Raw genomic sequence first — 20,894 nt, forward strand, 5'->3', positions numbered from 1 at the left:
CGATGTACTTGCGCACTCCTGTGTTTTCCGTCCTGGGGGAGGTCCCGCCATGATCGACGGCACCGCTGTCGACACCCGCCCGACGAAGATCATGTACGTCGCCGAGGCCACCGCGCACGGCGGCCGGGACGGCTATGTCACCAGCCAGGACGGCCAGATCGAGCTGAAGGTCGCGATGCCGCCCGCGCTCGGCGGTGACGGCAACGGCACCAACCCCGAGCAGCTCTTCGCGGCCGGGTACAGCGCCTGCTTCCACAACGCGCTGGTGCTGGTGGGCCGCCGCGCCGGACTGGACCTGACCGGCTCCACCGTCGCCGCGAAGGTCGGCATCGGACCCAACAAGCAGCGCGGCTACGGCCTCGCGGTCGCCCTGAGCGTCTCGCTGCCCGTCCTCGACCAGGACGTCGCGACCAAGCTCGTGGACGCGGCGCACGAGGTCTGCCCGTACTCGAACGCGACCCGGAACAACATCGAGGTCACGATCCTGCTCGGCTAGGAATCGAGCCTTCCGCGTGGGTGTTACATCCACTGTTGAGGGTGGCCGGGCGACAGGGAGTACGGACGTGAACGTGAACGGCGAAGTGGCCGAGGGCTTCGAGCCGGTCAGGGAAGCGTTCGCACGCAACTTCGAGACGCTCGGGGAACGGGGTGCGGCGGTCTCCGTGTACCGGCACGGGCGCAAGGTCGTCGACCTGTGGGGCGGCACGCGGGACGTGGACGGTACGGCCGATTCGGCACCCTGGGAGCACGACACGGCCCACGTCATGCACTCGGCGACGAAGGGTGTCGGGGCCGCCGTACTCCTGATGCTGCACGAGCGCGGCGAGCTGGACCTGGACGCACCGGTCGGGAAGTACTGGCCCGAGTTCGAGGCTCGGGGCAAGGAACACCTCCTGGTCCGGCATGTGCTGTCGCACCAGGCGGGCGTGCCCGTGGTCGACGCGCCGCTGACCCCGGCCGAGGCCGCCGACCCGGACCGTACGGCCGAGTCGATCGCGGCGCAGACCCCCCTCTGGGAGCCGGGCACGGACCACGGCTACCACCCCCACACCTTCGGCTGGATGCTCTCCGAACTGGTCCGCCGCGTCACCGGCGGCCGGGGCGTGGGCGAGTTCATCGCGACGGAGATCGCCGCCCCGCTCGGCCTGGACCTCTGGGTCGGGCTGCCGCAGGCCGAGGCCCACCGGGTGGGCCGCGCGGGCCGGGTCGACGCTCCCGAGCCGTCGAGCGCCCTGCGCACCCGCCCGAAGCGGTCGGTGGCCGAGGCCTACAAGGACCCGGACTCGACGACCGTCCGCGCCTTCGCCGCGATCACCCCGCCGCCCGACGACAACGACCCCGCCTATCGCGCGGCGGCCCTCCCCGCCTCGAACGGCATCGCCACGGCCGACGGTCTCGCGCGTTTCTACGCCGCCCTGATCGGCGAGCTGGACGGCACCCGGCTGTTCACCCCGGCCACGGTCGACCTGGCCCGCGCCGAGGCGTCGGCGGGACCGGACCGCACCCTGGTCATCAGCACGCGTTTCGGCCTCGGCTACATGCTCCACGGCACGGCCTCCCCGCTGCTGGGCCCGGCCTCGTTCGGCCACCCCGGCCGCGGCGGCCCCCTGGGCTTCGCGGACCCCGAGTCGGGCATCGCCTTCGGCTACGTCACGAACGGCTTCCGCAAGACGGTGACGGCGGATCCACGGGCGCAGGCCCTGGTCCGGGCGGTACGGTCGGCGCTGTCGTCGTAGCCGAGCGGGCCGGGTACGTGTCGTAGCCGACCGGGCCGGGACCGCGTCGTAGCCGGTCGGGCCGGGGGCGCGTCGTAACCGATCCGGCCGAGGACATGTCGTAGCCGATCCGGCCAGGGCCGTGCCAGGACACCCCCGCGATCCTGGCCCGCCCCTTCCGGTCCGCCCGTCCCTCGCCGCGCGGCGATCACCAGAATGCGCGGCCGACCGCCCGCCTGTCGTTGGCGCACAGTCGCCACCTACTTGGCGCAGCGTCCACGGCCTTCCGGACGTCCCTCACGCTCCTCGGCCACCGCCTGCCTCCGGAGTTCACTCGGCGGAACGCCATGGGCGGCGCGGAAGGCCCGGGTGAACTCGGCGGCGCGAGGGAAGCCCCAGCGGGCGGCGACGGCATGGACCGGCATCGCGCGCAGTGCCGGGTCGGCGAGGTCGCGGCGGGCGTTGTCCAGCCGCTGATCGCGGATGTAGGAGGCCACGGTGAGGCCCTCGGCCTGGAAGAGGCGGTACAGATGGCTGCGCGAGATGTGGTGCGCGGCGGCGATCCGGGCGGGAGTCAGCTCCTGGTCGCCCAGATGCCGGCGGATGAACGCCTTGATGCGCAGGGTCAGCGTCCGGCCGCGGGTCTCCGGCGGCAGCAGGGCCTCGGCGTCCAGGGCGCCCGCGAAGACCGCCGTGACCAGATCGGCGAGGACCGTGCCCAGCCGGGGTCCGTCCGACGGCTGGTAGGAGCCGGTGTCCGAGGCCAGCTGGACGAGGAACTGCGCCAGGAGCGCGCCGACTCCCTCACGGCCCGAGATCCGGCTGCCGATCACCTGGTCGGCCCGGTTCGCGGGCAGCGCCACCAGCGACCGCGGGATCTCGACTCCCACGAGGCTGACCGGGTCGGGGCCGGTGTGTATCTCGTACGACCGCGAGGAACAGTTCGTGTGGATGTCGTTGACCCGGTACGCGGCCTGCTGTCTGTCCCAGACCGCCGCTCCCTCTCCCCTCAGCAGGAGGGAGAGGTGGTACACCTCGGGATCGGACTGGCGGATCAGCTTCGGCGTCCGGCGGAAGACCAGATGGTCGAAGGTCGCCGGCCAGACCGTGACCTCGCCCAGCCCGATCATGCGCTGGTGCGCGCGGTAGTCCGCCGCGCGGTCGCTGGCCAACTGCATGGGCGCGTGCGTACGGCCCATGCGCTGCGTCCACGCCTCGAACCGGTCACCGACCGGCAGGTCCGCGGATCTGAAGACCGACTCCTGCAACACGGTCAGCGGACGGACACGTGCGCCACGAACCGCCCCCGGGTGGCGGGGACGACGGCTGTCTCGACGCGGTCGCCGACCTCGGGACCGCTGCTGTGGCCGCTCGTGAACCAGTGGAGTTCCGAAGTGCTCACAGTTCCCCCAGGCTTGTTCGACGAAGGCCGGCGACTCCCCTGGTGAGAGAGCCTGAGACCGGATGATGCCATAGCGTAGTTCGAGGATTCGGAGCTGCCACGGGTCCGGGACCGGGCTCCGGGTCGGAGGCGGCGCTCGCGGGCCGAGTTGTCGCGCCCCATACCTGGTGCCGCCCCCGCCACCACGGCCGCCGTTCACTGCCGGGGGGCACCTACCCGGCATGCGCTGCTGTCTCCCCGCTCCCCTCGCCGCCCTGTCGGCTCTCCCCTCCCCCTGCGACGTCCTGCGCTCCGGCGCCCTCCTCGTCCCCGCTCTGCTGCGGACCGCCGCCGCGCGCAGGGCAGGCCGCCGGCACCCCGACTCCCTGATCGCGGTCCACCTGGAACTGGTCACCCTCGCCGAGGACCGCGCCGTCATCACCTGGTACACCGGCATACCCGGCACCGACGACGGGTTCGGTCATCCGCTGCCCGCGGTGACGGAGGGCGAGGTCGTCTACGGCACCCACCCCGCCCGGCTGAACCGCACCGCGGCCGAGGACGGGCCCACCGCACACCACTACGTGGAGCTCACGGACCTGGAACCGGGCCAGACCTACTACTACCGGGCCGGCTCGCGGGGCGTCGCCGCCACACCCACACCCCTGCACCTCGTGCGCGGCAACGCCGTCGGCACCTCCCTCCACGGGCTCGGCTCCGTCGGCGGCCCGTACTCCTTCACCACGCCCCAGCCCCCGCCCGGCCGCCACCTCCTGTCCATCGCGCTCTGCAACGACCTGCACCTCGGCGAGACGGCCGCGGGCCTGGTGGCCGGGATCCCCCTGATACGCGGGGTGTCGCAGACGCCGGGGCTCGCGCCGTACCCCGAGACCATGAGCCGGGCCCTGGTCGAGGAGGCGCGTCGGCGGGGGGCGGACCTGCTGCTGGCCGCCGGGGACGTCTCGGCCGGCGGGGCCCCGCGGGACCTGGCCGAGGCCAGGCGGATCATGGACGGTTTCGGCACCCACGGGCAGGACTACTTCGTCGTACGCGGCAACCACGACCGGCCCGGACAGCCCGGTGCCGCCTTCCACGACGCCTTCCTCGACACCTTCCACGGCGGTGACGGGCCCGCCTACTTCGCCCGTGACCTCGGCGGGCTGGGGATCATCGGCCTCGACACCTACGAGAAGGAAGGCGCCGGCGGTGACGCGGGCGGGCTCGGCGCCGAGCAACTCTCCTGGTTCCGCGCCCGGTTGAAGGAGCGCGGCGACCAGCCGACCGTGGTGTTCGGCCACCATCCGCTGGCCGTGCGGGACTCCGTCTTCCCCATGGGCCGCGGGCAGCGCCTCGACCGTCGCCAGGCGCGCGCGATCCTCGACGCCTACGCCGCCGCCCCGGGCGTCTTCCTCCACCACGCGGGCCACACCCACCGCAACAAACGCACCGTCCTGCCGCAAGCCCCGCACGTCACCCAGCAGGAGGTCAGCGCCGTCAAGGACTATCCCGGGGGCTTCTGCCTGCTACGGATCCACTCCGGAGGCTTCGCCCTCAACCACTACAAGCCCGGCGGTGCCCGCGCCCGCGAGTGGGCCGAGCGCAGCCGCCGGGTGGCCGGGGGCCTGTGGCCACACCACGCCCTCGGCCGCTCGGTCACCGACCGCAACAGCGTGACCGTCCGCGACCTGTCCGGCGTCACCGGCCCCTTGATACGTCAGCGGGAGGCGACGTAGACACTTCCCCCGGCGCTTGCTCGGCCAGGACAACAGTGAGGGGCACCCTGCCACAGCGCAGGGTGCCCCTCACCATCTCAGCCAGACAGCCAGTCAGGCCTCAGACCCGTACCAGCTCCCGGTCCTCGTCCCGGCCCCCGTCGCCGCGGCCCTGGCCCTTCTCCTCCGCCGTGCGCAGGCCCTCGCCCTCGACGTCCACGTTGGGAAGCGCCCGGTCCAGCCACTTCGGCAGCCACCAGGCCTTCTTCCCGAGCAGGGCCAGCACCGCCGGGACGATCGCCATGCGGACCACGAACGCGTCGAAGAAGACCGCGATCGCGAGGCCGAAGCCGATCATCTTGATCATCGACTCGCTGGAGCCGATGAAGCCGGAGAAGACGGCGATCATGATGACCGCGGCCGCCGTGACGACCCGTGCGCCGTGCCTGAACCCGGTCACGATCGCCTGGTGGGGCTTCTCCCCGTGGACGTACGCCTCGCGCATCCGGGTCACGAGGAACACCTCGTAGTCCATCGCGAGACCGAAGACGACACCCACCATGAAGATCGGCATCATCGACATGATCGGGCCGGTTTCCTCGACGCCCAGGAGGCCGGACAGCCAGCCCCACTGGAAGACGGCGACGACCGCGCCGAGCGCCGCCATCACGCTCAGCAGGAAGCCGAGCGCCGCCTTCAGCGGGACCAGGATCGAGCGGAAGACCACGATCAGGAGGAGGAACGCGAGGCCGACGACCAGCGCGAGATACGGGATCAGCGCGTCGTTCAGCTTCTGCGAGAAGTCGATGTTCATCGCGGTGGTACCGGTGACCAGCACCTTCGCGTCGGTCTTCGCCGTGATGCTGCCGCCCGCGTCACGGATGGCGTGCACCAGGTCCTCGGTCTTGACGGAGGACGGCTTGGAGTCGGGGATGACCGTGATCGTCGCGGTGTCCCCGGCCTTGTTGAACGCCGCCGGGCTGACCGACACGACGTCCTTCATGTCCTTGACCGTGTTGGTGACCTTGGTGGCCGCGGCCTTGGGGTCGTCGCTGGACTTGCCGTCCACGACGAGCATCAGGGGACCGTTGAAGCCGGGACCGAAGCCGTCGGACAGCGCGTCGTACGCCCGGCGCTGCGTGGTCGACGTCGGCTGCGAACCGTCGTCGGGCAGACCCAGTTCGAGCGAGGCCGCCGGGAGCGCGGCGGCGCCCAGGCCGATCACACCGAGCACCAGCACGGCGAGCGGCCGGCGCACGACGAAGCTCGCCCAGCGGGTGCCCATGTTGGGCTTGCCCTCCTTCTTCGCGGCGCGCCCGCCACCGAGCAGCTTGCTCTTCTTGCCCGCGGGCTGGACCTTGCGGCCCGCGTAGCCCAGCAGCGCCGGAATCAGCGACAGCGCGATCAGTACCGCGATGGCGACCGTGCCCGCCGCCGCGACACCCATCTTCGTCAGCATCGGGATGTTGACGACCGACAGACCGACCAGCGCGATCACGACCGTCAGACCGGCGAAGACGACCGCGGAACCCGCCGTGCCGACGGCCCGTCCGGCCGCCTCCTCGCGCTCCCGGCCCTCGGCCAGTTCGGCACGGTAGCGGGAGACGATGAAGAGGGCGTAGTCGATGCCGACCGCGAGGCCGATCATCATCGCCAGGGTGGAGGTGGTGGTGCCCAGGTCCAGCGCGTTCGCCAGCGCCGTGATCGTCGAGACGCCGATACCGACGCCGATCAGCGCGGTCAGCAGCGGCAGCCCGGCCGCGATCAGTGAACCGAAGGTGATGACGAGCACGACCGCGGCGACCGCGATACCGATGACCTCGGTCGACCCGGTCTCGGGCGTCGCCTGGAGCGCGTCACCGCCGACCTCGACGCTCAGCCCGGCGTCCCGCGCCTGCTGCGCGGCCTCCTCCAGGGCGGTCTTCGAGGAGTCCTTCAACTCCATGCCGGACACCTTGTACTTCACCGAGGTGTAGGCGACCGACCCGTTCTTGCTCACCGCGTGGGACTTGAAGGGGTCGGAGACGGAGGTGACCTCGGAGCCGTCGCCGAGCGCCTTGACGGTCTTCTCGACGGTCGCCTTGTTGGCCTTGTCGCCCATCTTCTCGCCGGCGGGCGCCTTGAAGACCACACGGGCGGTCGCGCCGTCGGCGCTCATCCCGGGGAAGCGCTGTTCGAGCAGGTCGAAAGCTTTCTGCGCCTCGGTGCCCGGGATCGAGAAAGAGGACGCTCCCGCGGTGGGCGCGGAGGCGGCGCCGACACCCGCCAGCGTCAGCAGGGCCACCCATATCAGGGCGACGAAATGGCGTCGCCTGAAGGCGAATCGGCCGAGTTTGTAAAGGAATGTGGCCACGAGGGCGTACTCCCGGTCAGGTCGTTTGCTGGCAACTGGGCAGGGGAGATCAGCCCGACGACGTGAGCGGTCGCGTCAGGTGCGGGTGTGCGTTGTCTCAGGGATCTCAGGCGCCGAGAGCGGGGAGGATCACGGCATCCATGTACGAGGTGAGGAAGGCCTGGGTGGGTGGCAGCTGGTCGATGACACCGCGCACCGCGAAGGCGCCGATCATCATGTGCAGCACGTACTCCTGGGCGGGGTTGTCCGCTCGGACCTCACCCCGGTCGACAGCCCGCCGCAGGATCACACGGAGCATCTCGGTCTCCGGCTCGATGATCCACTCACGGAAGGCTTTCAGGAGATCGGGGTTTCCGTGCAGTGCCGTGGCCAGACCTCGCATCAGCGCGGAGTTCTGCTCCATGTGGCAGTCGTCCTCACGCCGCACCATGGCGTGGAAGTCGCCCCGCAGGGACCCGGTGTCGACGTCGCTGGTGATCGGCTTCTCGTGCCGCAGCGCCTTCACGACGAGCTCGGCCTTGCCGCCCCACTGGCGGTAGAGGGTGGCCTTGCTGGACTTGGTGCGGGCGGCGACGGCGTCCATGGTCAGGGCGTCGTAGCCGACCTCCCGGAGCAGCTCGAGCACGGCCGCGTACAGCTCGGCCTCGCGCTCGGGGGTGATCCGACTGCGACGCACCGTTGCGGCTTCAGTCATCCCACTCACCTTCTCTGCTCCGGACGATACTGTTTCGTACACCTACGAAGATACCCCGAGATCAAGCGAAACGAAACCGTTTCGTACGTGTGTTGGGTCACGCCCGTCCGAAAGGACACCTACTCACAAGTTGCCAGGGGCCTCCGGGAGGAAAAGCATGGGTAGGTGAGCGACGCGTATGAGAAGGCGACCACGGACCATGCGCCCCCCGGGGACAACGCGACCATCGGGGGCAACGCATCCGGCTATCTCCGCTTCCCCCATCTCAGCGGCGACCACCTCTGCTTCGCCGCCGAGGACGACCTGTGGATGGCCCCCCTCGACGGGCCGGGCCGCGCCTGGCGGCTCACCGTCGACCGGACCAAGGTCGGCCACCCCCGCTTCTCCCCCGACGGCCGGCTGATCGCGTACACGAGCTGGCGCAGCCTGGTGCCGGAGATCCACCTGGTGCCGGTGGACGGCGGCCCCTCCCGCCGGCTCACCTACTGGGGCAGCGCGGACACCCAGGTCTGCGGCTGGTCGCCGCCCGACAAGGACGGGCACAGCGACATCCTCGCCGTCGCCTCCCACGGCCAGCCCTTCTCGTACTTCACCTGGGCCTACAAGGTCCCCACCGACGGCGACCCCGGCGGCGCGCTGCCCTGGGGCCCGGTCTCCGCCATCCAGGTCGCCGACCTCGACGGCGAACACAAGACGCTCCTGCTGACCGGCACCCCGCCGCACGAGCCCGCCTCCTGGAAGCGCTACCGGGGCGGCGCCACCGGGCGGCTCTGGCTGCACGGACGGCGACTGCTCGCCGATCTCGACGGCCACCTCGACTCCCCCATGTTCGTCGGCGGCCGTATCGCCTTCCTCTCCGACCACGAGGGCATCGGGAACCTGTACTCGTGCGCGTACGACGGCACTGACCTGCGCCGCCACACCGACCACGACGCCTTCTACGCCCGGCACGCCTCCAGTGACGGCACCCGGGTCGTCTACCAGTGCGCCGGGGACCTGTGGATCGTCGACGACCTGTCCCCGGACTCGGTCCCGCGCCGCCTCGACGTCCGCCTCGGCGGTCCGCGCGCGGGACGCCGTACGTACCAGGTGCCCGCGGCGCAGCACGTGGACGGTCTCTCGGTCGACGAGACGGGCCGGGCCAGCGCCGTCGTCGTGCGCGGCAGCCTGCACTGGCTCACCCACCGCGACGGCCCCGCGCGCACCATCGCGGACACTCCCGGCGTACGCGTCCGGCTCCCCGAGATGCTCGGCTCCGGCGGTCGGATCGCCTACGTCACCGACGCGGACGGCGAGGACGCCGTCGAGATCGCCTTCCTCCCCCGGGCCTCCGGCCAGCGCGAGCCGCGCCGGCTCGCCTCCGGCGAACTGGGGCGCGTGCTGGAGATGGTCTCCGACCCCCAGGGCGAACGCCTCGCGATCGCCTCGAACGACGGACGCCTGCTGATCCTCGACGCGACGGAGGAGTCCGGGGACACGTCCCCGTCCCGGGCGGAGCCCGAGGAAGCCTCCCGGGCGGAGCCCGGCACCACCTCGGAGCCGGAGTCCGAGGACACCTCGCAGCCGGAGTCCGAGGACACCTCGCAGACGGGGTCCGAGGAAGCCGACCGAACGGAGCCCGGCGACACCTCACCGGCCGAGACCGAGGGAGGGGAGGTCACTGAGCTGATCACGTCGATCAACGGGCCGGTCCGGGACCTCGCCTTCTCCCCGGACGGGGCCTGGCTGACCTGGTCGCACCCGGGGATCGGCCGCTCCCTGCGTCAGATCAAGATCGCACGCATAAAGGACCGGCTCATCGTCGACGTCACCAACGGCCGCTTCGAGGACGAGAACCCCGTGTTCACCCGCGACGGCCGCTACCTCGCCTTCCTCTCCTGGCGCGGCTTCGACCCGGTGTACGACGTCCACACCGGCGACCTCTCCTTCCCGCTCGGCTGCCGCCCCTACCTCGTCCCGCTGTCCTCCGCCACCCCCTCCCCCTTCGCGCTCAACCCCGACGGACGGCCGGTCGCCGGAGGCCTGGACCCGATCGAGGACGAGAGCGCGGACGGCGCGGTGAGCGTCGAACTGGAAGGCCTGGAGAGCCGGGTGACCCCCTTCCCGGTCACCGCCTCCAAGTACTCGGCGCTGTACCCGGTCGCGGGCGGCGGCCTGGTCTGGCTGCGCTGGCCGATCTCGGGCGCCCTCGGCGAGACCTTCGTCAACCCCGACGACACCTCCGGCCGCCCGACGCTGGAGTTCTTCAACATCAGCAAGGCGAAGAAGTCCGAACTCGTCCAGCACCTGGACTGGTTCGCGGTCAGCGGCGACGGCTCCCGGCTGGTCGTCGTGGACGAGGGCGACCTGCGAGCGGTCCCCTCGACCGAGGCCGGTGACTCCGACTCGACGGTCTGGATCGATCTGCGGCGCATCATCCACGAGGTGGACCCGCCCGCCGAGTGGCGCCAGGCCTACGCGGAAGCGGGCCGTCTCACCCGCGCCTACTTCTGGGAACCCCACATGTGCGGCATCGACTGGGACGGTGTGCTCGCCCAGTACCGCCCGCTGGTCGAACGGGTCGCCTCCCCCGACGACTTCGCCGACCTCCTGCGCGAGGTCCTCGGCGAACTCGGCACCTCCCACGCGTACGTCGCCGCCGCCCGCCGCAACGAGGGCCCGGCCCACTACCAGCGCTGGCAGGGCCTGCTCGGCGCCAACTTCGTCCGGCGTGACGGCAGCTGGACGCTGAAGCGGATCCTGCCCGGCGACTCCTCCGACTCCAAGGCACGCTCACCGCTCGCCGGTACCGGCATCCGCGAGGGCGCGGTCCTCACCCACGTCGACGGCCGCCCGGTCGACCCGGTCACCGGCCCCTATCCCCTCCTCGCGGGCGCGGGCGGTACGACGGTGGAGCTCACGTTCACCCCCGAGGCGGGCGAGGGCCGCTCACGCCGGGTGGCCGTGGTCCCGCTGATCGACGAGCGCCCCCTGCGCTACCAGGACTGGGTGGCCAAACGCCGCGAGGTCGTCCGGGAGTTGAGCGGGGGCCGGTGCGGCTACCTCCACATCCCGGACATGGGCGGCTCGGGCTGGGCCCAGTTCAACCGCGACCTGCGCCTTGAGGTCTCGCGCCCCGCACTGATCGTCGACGTGCGCGGCAACGCGGGCGGCCACATCAGCGAACTCGTCGTGGAGAAGCTCACCCGCACGATCCTCGGCTGGGACCTGACACGCAACGCCCAGCCGGTGTCGTACGCCTCGAACGCCCCGCGCGGTCCGATCGTCGCCCTCGCCGACGAGGCGACCGCCTCCGACGGTGACATGATCACTGCCGCGTTCAAGCTGCTGAAGCTCGGCCCCGTCGTCGGCCAGCGCACCTGGGGCGGAGTCGTCGGCATGACCGGCCGCCACCGCCTCGGCGACGGCACGGTGATCACGGTGCCGATGAACGCGGCCTGGTTCGACGCCTACGGCTGGTCCGTCGAGAACCAGGGCGTCCCCCCGGACCTGGCGGTCCTGCGCACCCCCTTGGACTGGGCGGAGGGCCACCACACCGAAATGGACACCGCCATCCAACTGGCCCTGGACCTCCTGACCACCCACCACGCAGCCTCCCCACCCGACTACTCGAACGCCCCCGACAGATCAAGACCAAAACTCCCCCCACGATCTCAATAGAGGTCTTAGAGGTCAGGGGGACGCCCCGTCAGGGGCGCGGGGAACCGCGCGACAAGCCCCCACCCACCCGCACCCGACAACGCCCCCCGACGCCGACAAAAAGCGTGGGGCGCCCCCAACCAACAGGGGCGCCCCACAACTCGGCCTAAGCCGGCGCAGCTAACCGTCAGACGTCGTAGTCCTGGTCGAGCCGGTCCTTCGCCTCACGCTGCACGCGCTCGGCCTCCGGGATCGTCCGGTCGCCCCTCTGCGGGGAGCGCTCACCCGACTGCGGGGAACGCGCGCCCTGCTGCGAGGTGCGGGCACCCGGCTGCGGGGAGTGCTCGCCGGGACGGGCCTTCTCGTGGCCGATGTCCTGGCCCATCTTCTTCTTGCCCTGCTGCTTCATCTGCTCGGCCTTGTTCTGCATCTGGTCCTTCTTGCCCATGAGGTTTCACTCCCATTTGTGGGTGAGGGGGATCGGGCTCGACCAGACTTACACGCACGGACTACGCACGCATTTCGATCACTCACTCACGGTGATATCCCCTGCTGGCGCTGCTCGTCGGCCGCCCCGCCGGCACCCACGAGCCCCGTACTCACGCCTTTGAGCCGCGGCTCGAACCGCCGCATCTCCCGTTGTCCCACGGCCCCGATGATCCCCGGGAGGTAGCCCCGGACGCCCTGCATCCCGCGCAGCCACCACTGCGCGTACACATGGCCGGACCGCCGCTCGATCCCCGCGACGATACGGTCGACGGCCGGCCCCAGCGGATACGTCTTGTTGGACGGCCACGGCAGCCGCTGCCTCAACTCCCGCATCACCTCGTCCTGATCGGCCCCGCGCACCATGTCGGTGTCGGTCCAGGACAGGTAACCGATCCCGACCCGTACGCCCTTGTGGCCGACCTCGGCACGCAGGCTGTGCGCGTACGCCTCCACGCCCGACTTGGACGCGCAGTACGCCGTCATCATCGGCGCCGGGGTGATGGCCGCGAGCGAGGCGATCTGCAGCAGATACCCCCGGCTTTCCATGAGCACGGGCAGGAACGCCCGCGCGGTGACCGCCGATCCGATGAGGTTGACCTCGATGACCCGCCGCCAGGCGACGGGATCGGACTCGACGAAGGGACCGCCGTTCGCCACACCGGCGTTGGCGACGACGATGTCGACCTTCCCGAACCGTTCCTTCACCTCGGCCGCGACCTGGGCCATCGCCTCGTGGTCGGTGACATCCGCATGCCAGAAGCCGCTTTCGCCGTGCAGCCGGTCCGAGACCTGCTTGAGCGCGTCCGGCTCCAGGCCGACCAGCGCGACCTTGGCACCGCGCGCGGAGAGCTTGCGGGCGAGGAGTTCGCCGACGCCCCGCGCGGCCCCCGTGACGACCGCGACCTGCCCTTCCAGGCTCACCTTGGTCATGCGCTGCCCTCCTTGATCTCTGCGTAGGTGGAGACGAGTTCGCGTATGCGGGCGGTGACCAGTTCCGGCGCCTCCACCGGTGTCATGTGCCCGAGTCCGGTCAGTTCGGTGACGCCGACACAGTTCGGCAGGGCCGCGACCAGGGCGCGCGCGTGTACCACGGGCGTCAGCCGGTCCGCCGTACCCACCACCACGGCCGTCGGCACCGCCAACGCCCGTACGCCGTGGTCGAGATCGAGCAGGTCGAGCACCTTCGACCAGGCGTGCCGCACCGTGCGCGGACAGGCGTGCACGATCCGCGCGCACGCCTCCACCATGCCCGGTGACGAACCGGCGCCCATGGTCGCGTACTTGAGGATCCGCCGGGCGAGCGGGGTGACGGGCCCGAGCGGCGCGGCCGACCCGAGGATCCTCTTGGTCACCTGGGTCCGCAGCCACCCGGCCGGCATCGGCACCACCCGCGCCTCGGCCACCAGCCGCGAACTGCCCGTGCTGCACAGCAGAGCCGCCACCGCGTGCTCCCGGAAACGTGGCCGCGCCGAGGCCGCCATCAGCGTCATCCCGCCCATGGAGTGCCCGACGAGCACGGCCTTCTCGCCGGGTGCGAGCGTGGCCGCGAGCACGGCTTCCAGATCGTCGGCGAGCGCGTCCGCGGTGCACGTCTGGCTCGCGGGACTGCGGCCGTGCCCGCGCTGGTCGTACGCGATCACCCGGTGGTCGACGGCGAGGTCCCGTATCTGCGCGGCCCAGAAGGCGGTCGAACAGGTCCAGCCGTGCGCGAGGACGACGACGGGCGCGGCCGGGTTGTCCTCGGGTCCGTGCACCTCTACGTGCAACCGGGCGCCGTCGGCGGAGACGGCGGTCAGTTCGCGCGCCGGCGCGGGCGGCGCGTACGCCCCGTGCTCCACATGCGTCAGTCGACTCACGCTCCCGCCTCCACCTTCTTGGCACCCTTTGTGCCGGAGCTCTTGGTGCGCGACTCGGGTGCGCGCGGCCCGGATGTGTTCGGCGCAGGGGCGCGCAGCACCTCGTACTCTCCCAGGTCCACTCGCCGGGTGGCGCTACGGAACTCGGTCGTCGTGCCGGGCCAGATGGTGGTGTTGCGGCCGCTCGCGTCGAGGTACCAGCTCGTGCAGCCGCCGGTGTTCCACACCGTGCGCAGCATCCGCTTCTGGACCTTGTCGTTCCAGCCCTCCACGGCGTCGGGGCGCGCGTCGAGAGCCGCGCGTCCGCCCAGGACGTCCAACTGCCGCACGTAGTCGGCCATGTAGTTCAGCTGGGACTCGATCATCAGGATCATGCTGGAGTTCCCGAGCCCGGTGTTCGGACCGATGATCGTCATCCAGTTGGGGAACCCGGCCGCGGTGGCCCCGCGCAGCGACTTCATGCCGTCGCGCCACACCTCCGCGAGCGTCCTGCCCTCGGTTCCGACGACCCGGTCCGCGATCGGCATGTCGGTGACGTGGAAGCCCGTACCGAAGATGATCGCGTCGACCTCGGCCGTGCTGCCGTCGGCGGCGACGAGCGTGGAGCCGTCGATCTTGGCGAGCCCGGAGTCCACGACGTCGACGTTGGCCCGGGTGAGCGCCGGATAGTAGGTGTTGGAGAGCAGGATCCGCTTGCACCCGATCCGGTAGTCGGGGGTCAACTTGGCCCGCAGTTCCGGATCCCGGACGGCCCGCGCCATGTTCCGCCTGGCCAGCCGCTCGACGAGGCCCAGCTCGTCAGGACGCTTCGTGAACGCCTGGACCTGCAGCTCCCTGATCCCCCACAGCAGTCCGCGCCGGGCCTGTGTGGTGAAGGGCAACTGCTTGTGCAGCCACCGTTCGGCACCGGTGATGGCCCGGTCGACCCGGGGCATCACCCACGGCGGCGTGCGCTGGAAGAGGGTCAGCCGGGACACGTCGGGCTGGATGGCGGGCACGATCTGGATGGCGGATGCGCCCGTGCCGATCATGGCGACGCGCTTGCCGCGCAGGTCGTAGTCGTGGTCCCAGCGGGCCGAGTGGAAGACCTTGCCGGGGAAGGAGTCGATCCCCGGTATGTCGGGGATCTTGGGGTCGGAGAGTGGCCCGGTCGCGGACACGACGACATCGGCGGTGAGGAAGCCACGGCTGGTCTCGATCCCCCACCGGAGCTTCTCCTGGTCCCACGTCATCATCTTCACTTCGGAGTCGAAGCGCAGATGCGGGCGCAGTCCGAAGACGTCGGTGACGTGCTCCAGGTAGGCCCGGATGTGCTCCTGCCCCGAGAAGGTGCGCGGCCAGTCGGGGTGGGGCGCGAACGAGAACGAGTACAGGTGCGAGGGCACATCACAGGCGCACCCCGGGTAACTGTTGTCCCGCCACGTACCCCCGACGCTTCCGGCCCGTTCCAGGACGACGAAGTCGGTGATCCCTTCGCGGCGCAGCCGCACCGCGGCCCCCAGACCGCCGAACCCGGACCCGATCACCGCGACGCGCACATGCTCGTGCTCGGTCATCCCGACCATCCCACGCCTCCCTAGCCGCCCGACTCTGCCAGTGAACACTGGCGCAATGGGAGCGTAGAGCAGCTCCGTACTGATGGGTAGGGTTGCGACCACGAAAGTTACCGACGGTACGACGTAGGGTTTCGCACGTGGCGGAGAAGCGTGAGTACCGGATGGAGGAGCTGGCCAAGGAGGCCGGCATCACCGTGCGCACCCTGCGCTTCTACCGGGAGCGCAAGCTGATACCGCCGCCCCGCCGCGAGGGCCGTATCGCCTGGTACGACCACACCCACCTGGCCCGCCTGCGCACGATCTCGGCGCTGCTCGAACGCGGCCACACCCTCAGCGGCATCGCGGAGCTGGCCGAGGCCTTCGACCACGGCCGTGACGTCGGTGAACTCCTCGGTCTCGGCGAGCCCACCGAGGAGACCCCCGTCCGCCTCTCCCCCGAGGAGCTGGCCGACGTCTTCGCCGGCCAGGCCACCCCGGAGAACCTCGCCGCGGCCCTCGACCTCGGGTACCTCGGCACCGACGGCGGCGAGATCGTCCACATCAGCCGCCGCCTGCTCGACGTCTCGGCGGCCCTGGTCCGCGAGGGCATCCCCCTGGCCGACGTCCTCACCGCCGCCCGCCGCGTCCGCGACCACGCCGACGCCCTCGCCGACCTCTTCGCCGGCATCGTCCTCACGCAGAACCGCACCACCGAGGACCTCAAACGCCTACGCCCCCTGGCGAAGAGCGTGGTGGAGGCGGAAGTGTCGATGGCCCTGGACCGGCGGCTGCGGGACCAGAGCTCGTAGCCGACCGTCACCGGCGGCCGCAGCGCTACAGCTCGTAGACGACCGTCACCGGCGCATGGTCGGACCAGCGCTCCGCATGCGTCGCCGCCCGCTCCACGAACCCCTTCACGGCCTTGCCCGCGAGCCCCGGCGTCGAGACGTGGTAGTCGATGCGCCATCCGCTGTCGTTGTCGAAGGCCCGCCCCCGGTACGACCACCACGAGTACGGTCCCTCGGCGTCCGGGTGCAGTGACCGTACGACGTCGACGTACCCGCCGTCGTCCGCGGCCAGCACCCGCCCCAGCCACTCGCGCTCCTCGGGCAGGAAGCCGGAGTTCTTCTTGTTGGCACGCCAGTTCTTGAGGTCGGCCTCCTGGTGGGCGATGTTCCAGTCGCCGCAGACGACGACCTCGCGCCCGTCGGCGGCGGCGCGCTCGCGCAGCTCCTTCAGGTGGGCGAGGAACTCGTCCATGAACCGGACCTTCTCGTCCTGCCGTTCGGTTCCGACCTCACCGGAGGGCAGGTAGAGGCTGGCGACGGTGACACCGGGGAGGTCGGCCTCGACGTACCGTCCGCTGGAGTCGAACTCCTCGGACCCGAAACCGATCCGCACCCGGTCGGGCTCGCGCCGGGTGTACAGGGAGACGCCCGCGCGCCCCTTGGCCGCCGCGGGGGCGTGCACGACGTGCCACCCCCCCGGCGCCCGCACCTCCTCGGGCAGCTGCCCGGGCTCGGCCCGCACCTCCTGAAGGCACAGCACGTCCGCGGAGGTCTCCGCGAGCCACTCCACGAAGCCCTTCTTCGCGGCGGCCCGGAGCCCGTTCACATTCACCGAGGTAACAGTCAGCACCCGGGCACGATACTTAATCCATTCCACCCAGAGGGCGCATAGATGTACGATACCTCGCATGAGTATCCGCCCGGTCCCGTACGACCACCCCGACGCCGTCAAACTCAACGACCAGGTGCAGGCCGAATACGCCGAGCGCTACGGCGATGAGGGCGATGTCACACCGCTCGACGCGTCGATGTTCAAGCCGCCGCTCGGCCTCTACCTCCTCGCCTACAACGAGCGGGACCGCCCGATCGCGTCCGGCGGCTGGCGCGGCCAGGACAGGAACGACGAGGGGTACGCGGACGGCGACGCCGAGCTCAAGCGCATGTACGTGACCCCGGAGGCCCGCGGTCTCGGCCTCGCCCGCCGCATCCTGGCCGCCCTGGAGGACGACGCCCGCGCGGCCGGCCGCACCCGCATGGTCCTGGAGACCGGCGCCAAGCAGCCCGAGGCGGTCGCCCTCTACCTCTCCAGCGGCTACGAACCCTGTGCCAAGTTCGGCTACTACCGCTTCCACGAACTGAGCCTCTGCTACGCCAAGCCGCTGACCGTTCGGTGAACGAGCGAGTGTGGCCGAACAGGCAAGAACCCCGCCGGACGAATCCGACGGGGTTCTGAATTGCAGTGGACCTGAGGGGATTTGAACCCCTGGCCCCCTCGATGCGAACGAGGTGCGCTACCGGACTGCGCCACAGGCCCTTGCAACGAGTGAAACTCTAGCATCCCCGTCGGGGTGCTTGGAAATCCGTTCCTGGCAGGTCAGCCGGGGCTCCCGAGCGCCTGGTCATTCATTGGCGGCACGCGGCCGTTCGCCGTCCTCGTACTGGTCGAACAGCGGAGTGCGACCGCGCTCACGGGCCCGCCGGGCGGACGCGGCGCGCCGGGCGTCACTTCGACCGTCGTCGGCGGCCTCGGCCGTCTCGGCGGCTTCGTGGCCCTCCTCGGCGGCGGGCTCCGCCTCCGGCTCGCTCGGCTCGGCGGCGCTGGAGCGCGCCGAGCTCCACGCGTCCGGCGCCCCCAGATCGACACTGGACGTGGCCCGGGGCGCGACCGGCGCGGTCACGTACGTAGGCAGCGGAACCGGCACCGGATCCCAGCTGTCGCCCCGGCCGGGGCCCCGCTGGCGCTCACGCTGCTGGTCGACCCACTCGGCGTGGTCGGTCTGCTCGACGAGGGCGCGGCGGTCGGCCGCGAGCGCGGACAGACCGGGGTCGGTCTCCGGCTCGGGGCTGTCGTCGGGCTCGTCGGCGCCGGGGTCGAGGGTGGGTCGCCGGCGCGGCTGCCGCTCCCTGAGCCGCTGCGCCGCGGCCTCGGCCCGGCGCCGGTCCATGGTGTACGTGAAGCGCCGTCGTTCCTGGGCGCGCAGGTACACGATGTACGAGCTCAGCATCACGGCGGGCACGCCGGGCGCCCACAGGAACGCGAGCCCCCCGACGGCCGCCACGATCGCGCCGAGCGTGAAGGCGAGGAAGAGCATCACGGTCGTACGCCGTCGGCGCGCGAGCACCTTCGAGCGCCGGGCGCGCGCCGCGGCCTCCGCCGCGGAGGCCCGCCGCGCGGCCGGAACCCTGGAGGCCCCGGAGTTGGCCGAATCCGATCCTGAATCCAGTCCCGGCCCCGGTCCCGAGCCCAATCCCGAGCCCGAGCCCGAGTTCGGCTCGGGTTGGGCCGATTGCTGCGGCACCGCCCGGCCGGCCGCCGAGGAGCCCTGTGGGGCGCCCTTCCGGGCGGCGGCCTGTGGCGCCCGCTGCGGTTCGGGCTGGGCGGGCGGCGGGAGTTGGGCCTTGGTCTGCTGCCGGACCGGAGGCATGGCGAAGGCCCGGACGTCCACCGAGTCGGTGACGGCGTCCGGCCCGGCGCTGGGCTCCCCCTCTTCGGTGGAGCGCGCCCGCAGGTCCTTGGCGTACCGGCGCTCCATTCCCGCCCGTCCGGAAAGCAGCCGGATGGCGGTGCTGAAGCGTTCCGTCGGACGGGCTTCGTTCAGCTCGTCCTGCCTACGGAGCCACATCGGCACCAAGTAGGCGGCCCAGGCCCCGACGATGACTGCGTAGATGAGGCCGCTGCTGCTCACGCCTCACACGGTAGAGGGGTTTGCATGAGGCCATCTGCCAATTCGGCCGGTGTGTCGCACGATCCGGCTGATATTTCGAGCTTTTTTTGTGACCGATGCGATCAGCAGGCCGCAGCGAGCGCGAATTTAATGCCCTGAGCCGATCACGCACCGATCAATTTCGAACATACATTTCATTTACTGAGTGCCGGGCTTGCTCTGGTTCTCCGAACGGGCCTGCATCGATCGTGCCCGCCGCCAACGCCCCAGCAACCCCTCCGGCACCTCTTCCGCGGTGAGTGCGAAGACGAGATGGTCCCGCCAGGCCCCGTCGATGTGCAGATAGCGCGGCCTGAGCCCTTCCTCGCGGAATCCGAGTTTCTCCACCACTCGGCGGCTCGGCCCGTTCTCCGGGCGAATGCAGACTTCGATGCGGTGCAGTCCGACCGTGCGGAAGCAGTGGTCGGTCACCATCGCCACGGCCGTCGGCATCACTCCGCGCCCCGCGACCGACTGGTCCACCCAGTAGCCGATGTGCCCGGAGCACATCGATCCCCAGGTGATGCCGGCGACGGTCAGCTGCCCGACCAGACGGCCCTGGTACTCGATGACGAAGGGCAGCATCCGGCCCGCGTTGGCCTCGGCGCGCAGATGCCGGACCATCTGACGGTAGGTCGGCCGGTGCGCTATCGGACCGCTGGGCGTGGGTGGCGGAATCGTCGCCTCCCAGGGCCGCAGCCAGTCCCGGTTGCGCCGGTTCACCTCGCGCCAGGCCCGCTGGTCGCGCACCTTTATCGGCCGAAGGACGACATCGCCGTCCACCAGCTCGACGGGCCAGGATGGGCTGTTCAGCTCGCACCCCCACTGCCGCTGGGTCTGGGGTGGTCGCCGCCACGGATCTGGTCGACGGCGTGGATCAGAAGGGGCTCCAGAACGGCCAGGCCGTCCTTCACCCCGCCGGTGGAACCCGGCAGGTTGACGATCAACGTCCGTCCCGTGACTCCGGCGAGCCCTCGGGACAGCGCCGCCGTGGGCACCTTCTCTCTCCCGAACGCCCTGATGGCCTCGGGAATGCCCGGCACCTCGTGATCGAGTACGCGCCGGGTCGCCTCGGGCGTCCGGTCGGTGGGCGAGATCCCCGTACCGCCCGTCGTCACGATCACGTCGTACCCGGCGTCGACGCCCGCGCGCAGTGCCGCCTCCACGGGGTCGCCGTCCGGCACCACCCGGGGGCCGTCGACCTCGAAGCCGTACGCCGTGAGCCCCTCGGCGATCAAGGGGCCGCCCTTGTCCTCGTAGACGCCCGCGGCGGCTCTGTTCGAGGCCGTGACCACGAGCGCGCGGTACGACGGTGCCGTCATGCCCGGCTCCAGTCGCCCGACTTTCCGCCCGTCTTCTCTTCCACCCGTACGTCCGTAATGACAGCCCCCTTGTCGACCGCCTTGACCATGTCGATCACGGTGAGGGCCGCCACGCTGACCGCGGTGAGGGCCTCCATCTCGACGCCCGTACGGTCGGTGGTCTTCACGGTGGCGAGGATCTCGACCGCGTCGTCCGCGACCGACAGATCGAGCTTGACACCCGAGACCGACAACGGATGGCAGAGCGGGATCAGATCCGGGGTGCGCTTGGCGCCCATGATGCCCGCGATGCGCGCGGTGGCCAGGGCGTCGCCCTTGGGGACGCCCTCACCACGCAACAGTTCGATCACACGGGGCGAGACCAGGACACGGCCGCTGGCGCGGGCGGTGCGCGCGGTCACGTCCTTCCCGGAGACGTCGACCATACGGGCGGCGCCCGCCTCGTCGATGTGGGTCAGTCGGTCCTGCGTACTCATGTCTGCGCGG

General features: G+C 71.0%; 19 protein-coding genes and 1 tRNA gene. 6 read left to right on the plus strand and 14 right to left on the minus strand.

Translation table 11 applies throughout. The features are described from left to right. Window positions 1-49 precede the first annotated feature (49 nt). The gene (locus tag ACZ7M2_RS18715; protein WP_352044306.1) at window positions 50-496 is read left to right on the plus strand and encodes an organic hydroperoxide resistance protein; all 447 of its coding nucleotides are present in this window, start codon (window positions 50-52) and stop codon (window positions 494-496) included. Between the two features lie 67 nt (window positions 497-563). Continuing rightward, window positions 564-1,736 (plus strand): serine hydrolase domain-containing protein, encoded by a 1,173-nt coding sequence (locus ACZ7M2_RS18720; protein ID WP_471596186.1) that lies wholly within the window; start codon window positions 564-566, stop codon window positions 1,734-1,736. A gap of 239 nt (window positions 1,737-1,975) precedes the next feature. Here ACZ7M2_RS18720 and ACZ7M2_RS18725 read toward each other — a convergent pair whose 3' ends face one another. Beyond that, window positions 1,976-2,986 carry a helix-turn-helix domain-containing protein gene (locus ACZ7M2_RS18725; protein WP_471596187.1) on the minus strand — a complete coding sequence of 337 codons (1,011 nt, stop codon included), beginning with the start codon at window positions 2,984-2,986 and terminating at the stop codon, window positions 1,976-1,978. Window positions 2,987-2,988: 2 nt separating this feature from the next. Further along, on the minus strand, window positions 2,989-3,117 hold the full coding sequence (locus ACZ7M2_RS18730) for a hypothetical protein (protein WP_352044303.1): 129 nt from the start codon (window positions 3,115-3,117) through the stop codon (window positions 2,989-2,991). Window positions 3,118-3,338: 221 nt separating this feature from the next. Here ACZ7M2_RS18730 and ACZ7M2_RS18735 point away from each other — a divergent pair, with 221 nt between their 5' ends. Then, window positions 3,339-4,829 (plus strand): purple acid phosphatase family protein, encoded by a 1,491-nt coding sequence (locus ACZ7M2_RS18735; RefSeq protein ID WP_471596188.1) that lies wholly within the window; start codon window positions 3,339-3,341, stop codon window positions 4,827-4,829. A gap of 100 nt (window positions 4,830-4,929) precedes the next feature. Here ACZ7M2_RS18735 and ACZ7M2_RS18740 read toward each other — a convergent pair whose 3' ends face one another. Next, window positions 4,930-7,161 (minus strand): MMPL family transporter, encoded by a 2,232-nt coding sequence (locus ACZ7M2_RS18740; RefSeq protein WP_352044301.1) that lies wholly within the window; start codon window positions 7,159-7,161, stop codon window positions 4,930-4,932. A gap of 106 nt (window positions 7,162-7,267) precedes the next feature. After that, window positions 7,268-7,855: a TetR/AcrR family transcriptional regulator gene (locus ACZ7M2_RS18745; protein WP_471596189.1), complete on the minus strand. Its 588-nt coding sequence runs from the start codon at window positions 7,853-7,855 to the stop codon at window positions 7,268-7,270. Window positions 7,856-8,080: 225 nt separating this feature from the next. On the opposite strand from ACZ7M2_RS18745, the gene ACZ7M2_RS18750 reads away from it, so the two are divergent. After that, window positions 8,081-11,515 carry a S41 family peptidase gene (locus tag ACZ7M2_RS18750; RefSeq protein WP_471596523.1) on the plus strand — a complete coding sequence of 1,145 codons (3,435 nt, stop codon included), beginning with the start codon at window positions 8,081-8,083 and terminating at the stop codon, window positions 11,513-11,515. 166 nt (window positions 11,516-11,681) lie between these two features. On the opposite strand, the gene ACZ7M2_RS18755 is transcribed toward ACZ7M2_RS18750, so the two are convergent. From ACZ7M2_RS18755 to ACZ7M2_RS18770, 4 genes are all read right to left on the minus strand, one after another. Beyond that, a complete protein-coding gene (locus ACZ7M2_RS18755; protein WP_403689007.1) occupies window positions 11,682-11,942 on the minus strand; it encodes a hypothetical protein in 261 nt (86 codons plus the stop codon). A gap of 86 nt (window positions 11,943-12,028) precedes the next feature. After that, complete coding sequence (locus tag ACZ7M2_RS18760; RefSeq protein ID WP_403689009.1) at window positions 12,029-12,913, minus strand: SDR family oxidoreductase; 885 nt, start codon at window positions 12,911-12,913, stop codon at window positions 12,029-12,031. Next, entirely contained in the window at window positions 12,910-13,839 is a 930-nt protein-coding gene (locus ACZ7M2_RS18765) for an alpha/beta fold hydrolase (RefSeq protein WP_471596190.1), read from the minus strand. Before ACZ7M2_RS18765 ends, ACZ7M2_RS18760 begins: the two co-directional genes overlap by 4 nt. Then, window positions 13,836-15,395: a flavin-containing monooxygenase gene (locus tag ACZ7M2_RS18770; RefSeq protein ID WP_471596191.1), complete on the minus strand. Its 1,560-nt coding sequence runs from the start codon at window positions 15,393-15,395 to the stop codon at window positions 13,836-13,838. Before ACZ7M2_RS18770 ends, ACZ7M2_RS18765 begins: the two co-directional genes overlap by 4 nt. 161 nt (window positions 15,396-15,556) lie before the next feature. Here ACZ7M2_RS18770 and ACZ7M2_RS18775 point away from each other — a divergent pair, with 161 nt between their 5' ends. Beyond that, window positions 15,557-16,183: a MerR family transcriptional regulator gene (locus ACZ7M2_RS18775; RefSeq protein WP_471596524.1), complete on the plus strand. Its 627-nt coding sequence runs from the start codon at window positions 15,557-15,559 to the stop codon at window positions 16,181-16,183. Window positions 16,184-16,208: 25 nt separating this feature from the next. Here ACZ7M2_RS18775 and ACZ7M2_RS18780 read toward each other — a convergent pair whose 3' ends face one another. Beyond that, window positions 16,209-17,012 (minus strand): exodeoxyribonuclease III, encoded by an 804-nt coding sequence (locus tag ACZ7M2_RS18780; RefSeq protein WP_471596192.1) that lies wholly within the window; start codon window positions 17,010-17,012, stop codon window positions 16,209-16,211. A 58-nt stretch (window positions 17,013-17,070) separates the two neighbouring features. On the opposite strand from ACZ7M2_RS18780, the gene ACZ7M2_RS18785 reads away from it, so the two are divergent. Further along, entirely contained in the window at window positions 17,071-17,556 is a 486-nt protein-coding gene (locus ACZ7M2_RS18785) for a GNAT family N-acetyltransferase (protein ID WP_471596193.1), read from the plus strand. Window positions 17,557-17,622: 66 nt separating this feature from the next. Here the strand turns inward: ACZ7M2_RS18785 and ACZ7M2_RS18790 are convergent. From ACZ7M2_RS18790 to moaC, 5 genes are all read right to left on the minus strand, one after another. Then, window positions 17,623-17,696: transfer RNA gene (locus tag ACZ7M2_RS18790), tRNA-Ala, on the minus strand. Between the two features lie 85 nt (window positions 17,697-17,781). Further along, a complete protein-coding gene (sepX, locus tag ACZ7M2_RS18795) occupies window positions 17,782-19,068 on the minus strand; it encodes a divisome protein SepX/GlpR (RefSeq protein WP_471596194.1) in 1,287 nt (428 codons plus the stop codon). Between the two features lie 177 nt (window positions 19,069-19,245). After that, window positions 19,246-19,899, minus strand: coding sequence for a GNAT family N-acetyltransferase (locus tag ACZ7M2_RS18800; protein ID WP_054233071.1), 654 nt, complete (start codon window positions 19,897-19,899; stop codon window positions 19,246-19,248). Then, the gene (locus ACZ7M2_RS18805; protein WP_471596195.1) at window positions 19,896-20,408 is read right to left on the minus strand and encodes a MogA/MoaB family molybdenum cofactor biosynthesis protein; all 513 of its coding nucleotides are present in this window, start codon (window positions 20,406-20,408) and stop codon (window positions 19,896-19,898) included. Before ACZ7M2_RS18805 ends, ACZ7M2_RS18800 begins: the two co-directional genes overlap by 4 nt. After that, window positions 20,405-20,884, minus strand: coding sequence for a cyclic pyranopterin monophosphate synthase MoaC (gene moaC, locus ACZ7M2_RS18810; RefSeq protein WP_053852462.1), 480 nt, complete (start codon window positions 20,882-20,884; stop codon window positions 20,405-20,407). Before moaC ends, ACZ7M2_RS18805 begins: the two co-directional genes overlap by 4 nt. Between the last annotated feature and the right edge of the window lie 10 nt (window positions 20,885-20,894).

Source organism: Streptomyces sp. NPDC111507 (assembly GCF_055638955.1).

Coding starts and splice junctions, on each gene's coding strand:
- ACZ7M2_RS18715 (WP_352044306.1), top strand. CDS start 50: ATGATCGACGGCACCGCTGTCGACACCCGCCCGACGAAGATCATGTAC.
- ACZ7M2_RS18735 (WP_471596188.1), top strand. CDS start 3,339: ATGCGCTGCTGTCTCCCCGCTCCCCTCGCCGCCCTGTCGGCTCTCCCC.
- ACZ7M2_RS18745 (WP_471596189.1), bottom strand. CDS start 7,855: ATGACTGAAGCCGCAACGGTGCGTCGCAGTCGGATCACCCCCGAGCGC.
- ACZ7M2_RS18755 (WP_403689007.1), bottom strand. CDS start 11,942: ATGGGCAAGAAGGACCAGATGCAGAACAAGGCCGAGCAGATGAAGCAG.
- ACZ7M2_RS18760 (WP_403689009.1), bottom strand. CDS start 12,913: ATGACCAAGGTGAGCCTGGAAGGGCAGGTCGCGGTCGTCACGGGGGCC.
- ACZ7M2_RS18770 (WP_471596191.1), bottom strand. CDS start 15,395: ATGACCGAGCACGAGCATGTGCGCGTCGCGGTGATCGGGTCCGGGTTC.
- ACZ7M2_RS18775 (WP_471596524.1), top strand. CDS start 15,557: ATGGAGGAGCTGGCCAAGGAGGCCGGCATCACCGTGCGCACCCTGCGC.
- ACZ7M2_RS18785 (WP_471596193.1), top strand. CDS start 17,071: ATGAGTATCCGCCCGGTCCCGTACGACCACCCCGACGCCGTCAAACTC.
- ACZ7M2_RS18805 (WP_471596195.1), bottom strand. CDS start 20,408: ATGACGGCACCGTCGTACCGCGCGCTCGTGGTCACGGCCTCGAACAGA.
- moaC (WP_053852462.1), bottom strand. CDS start 20,884: ATGAGTACGCAGGACCGACTGACCCACATCGACGAGGCGGGCGCCGCC.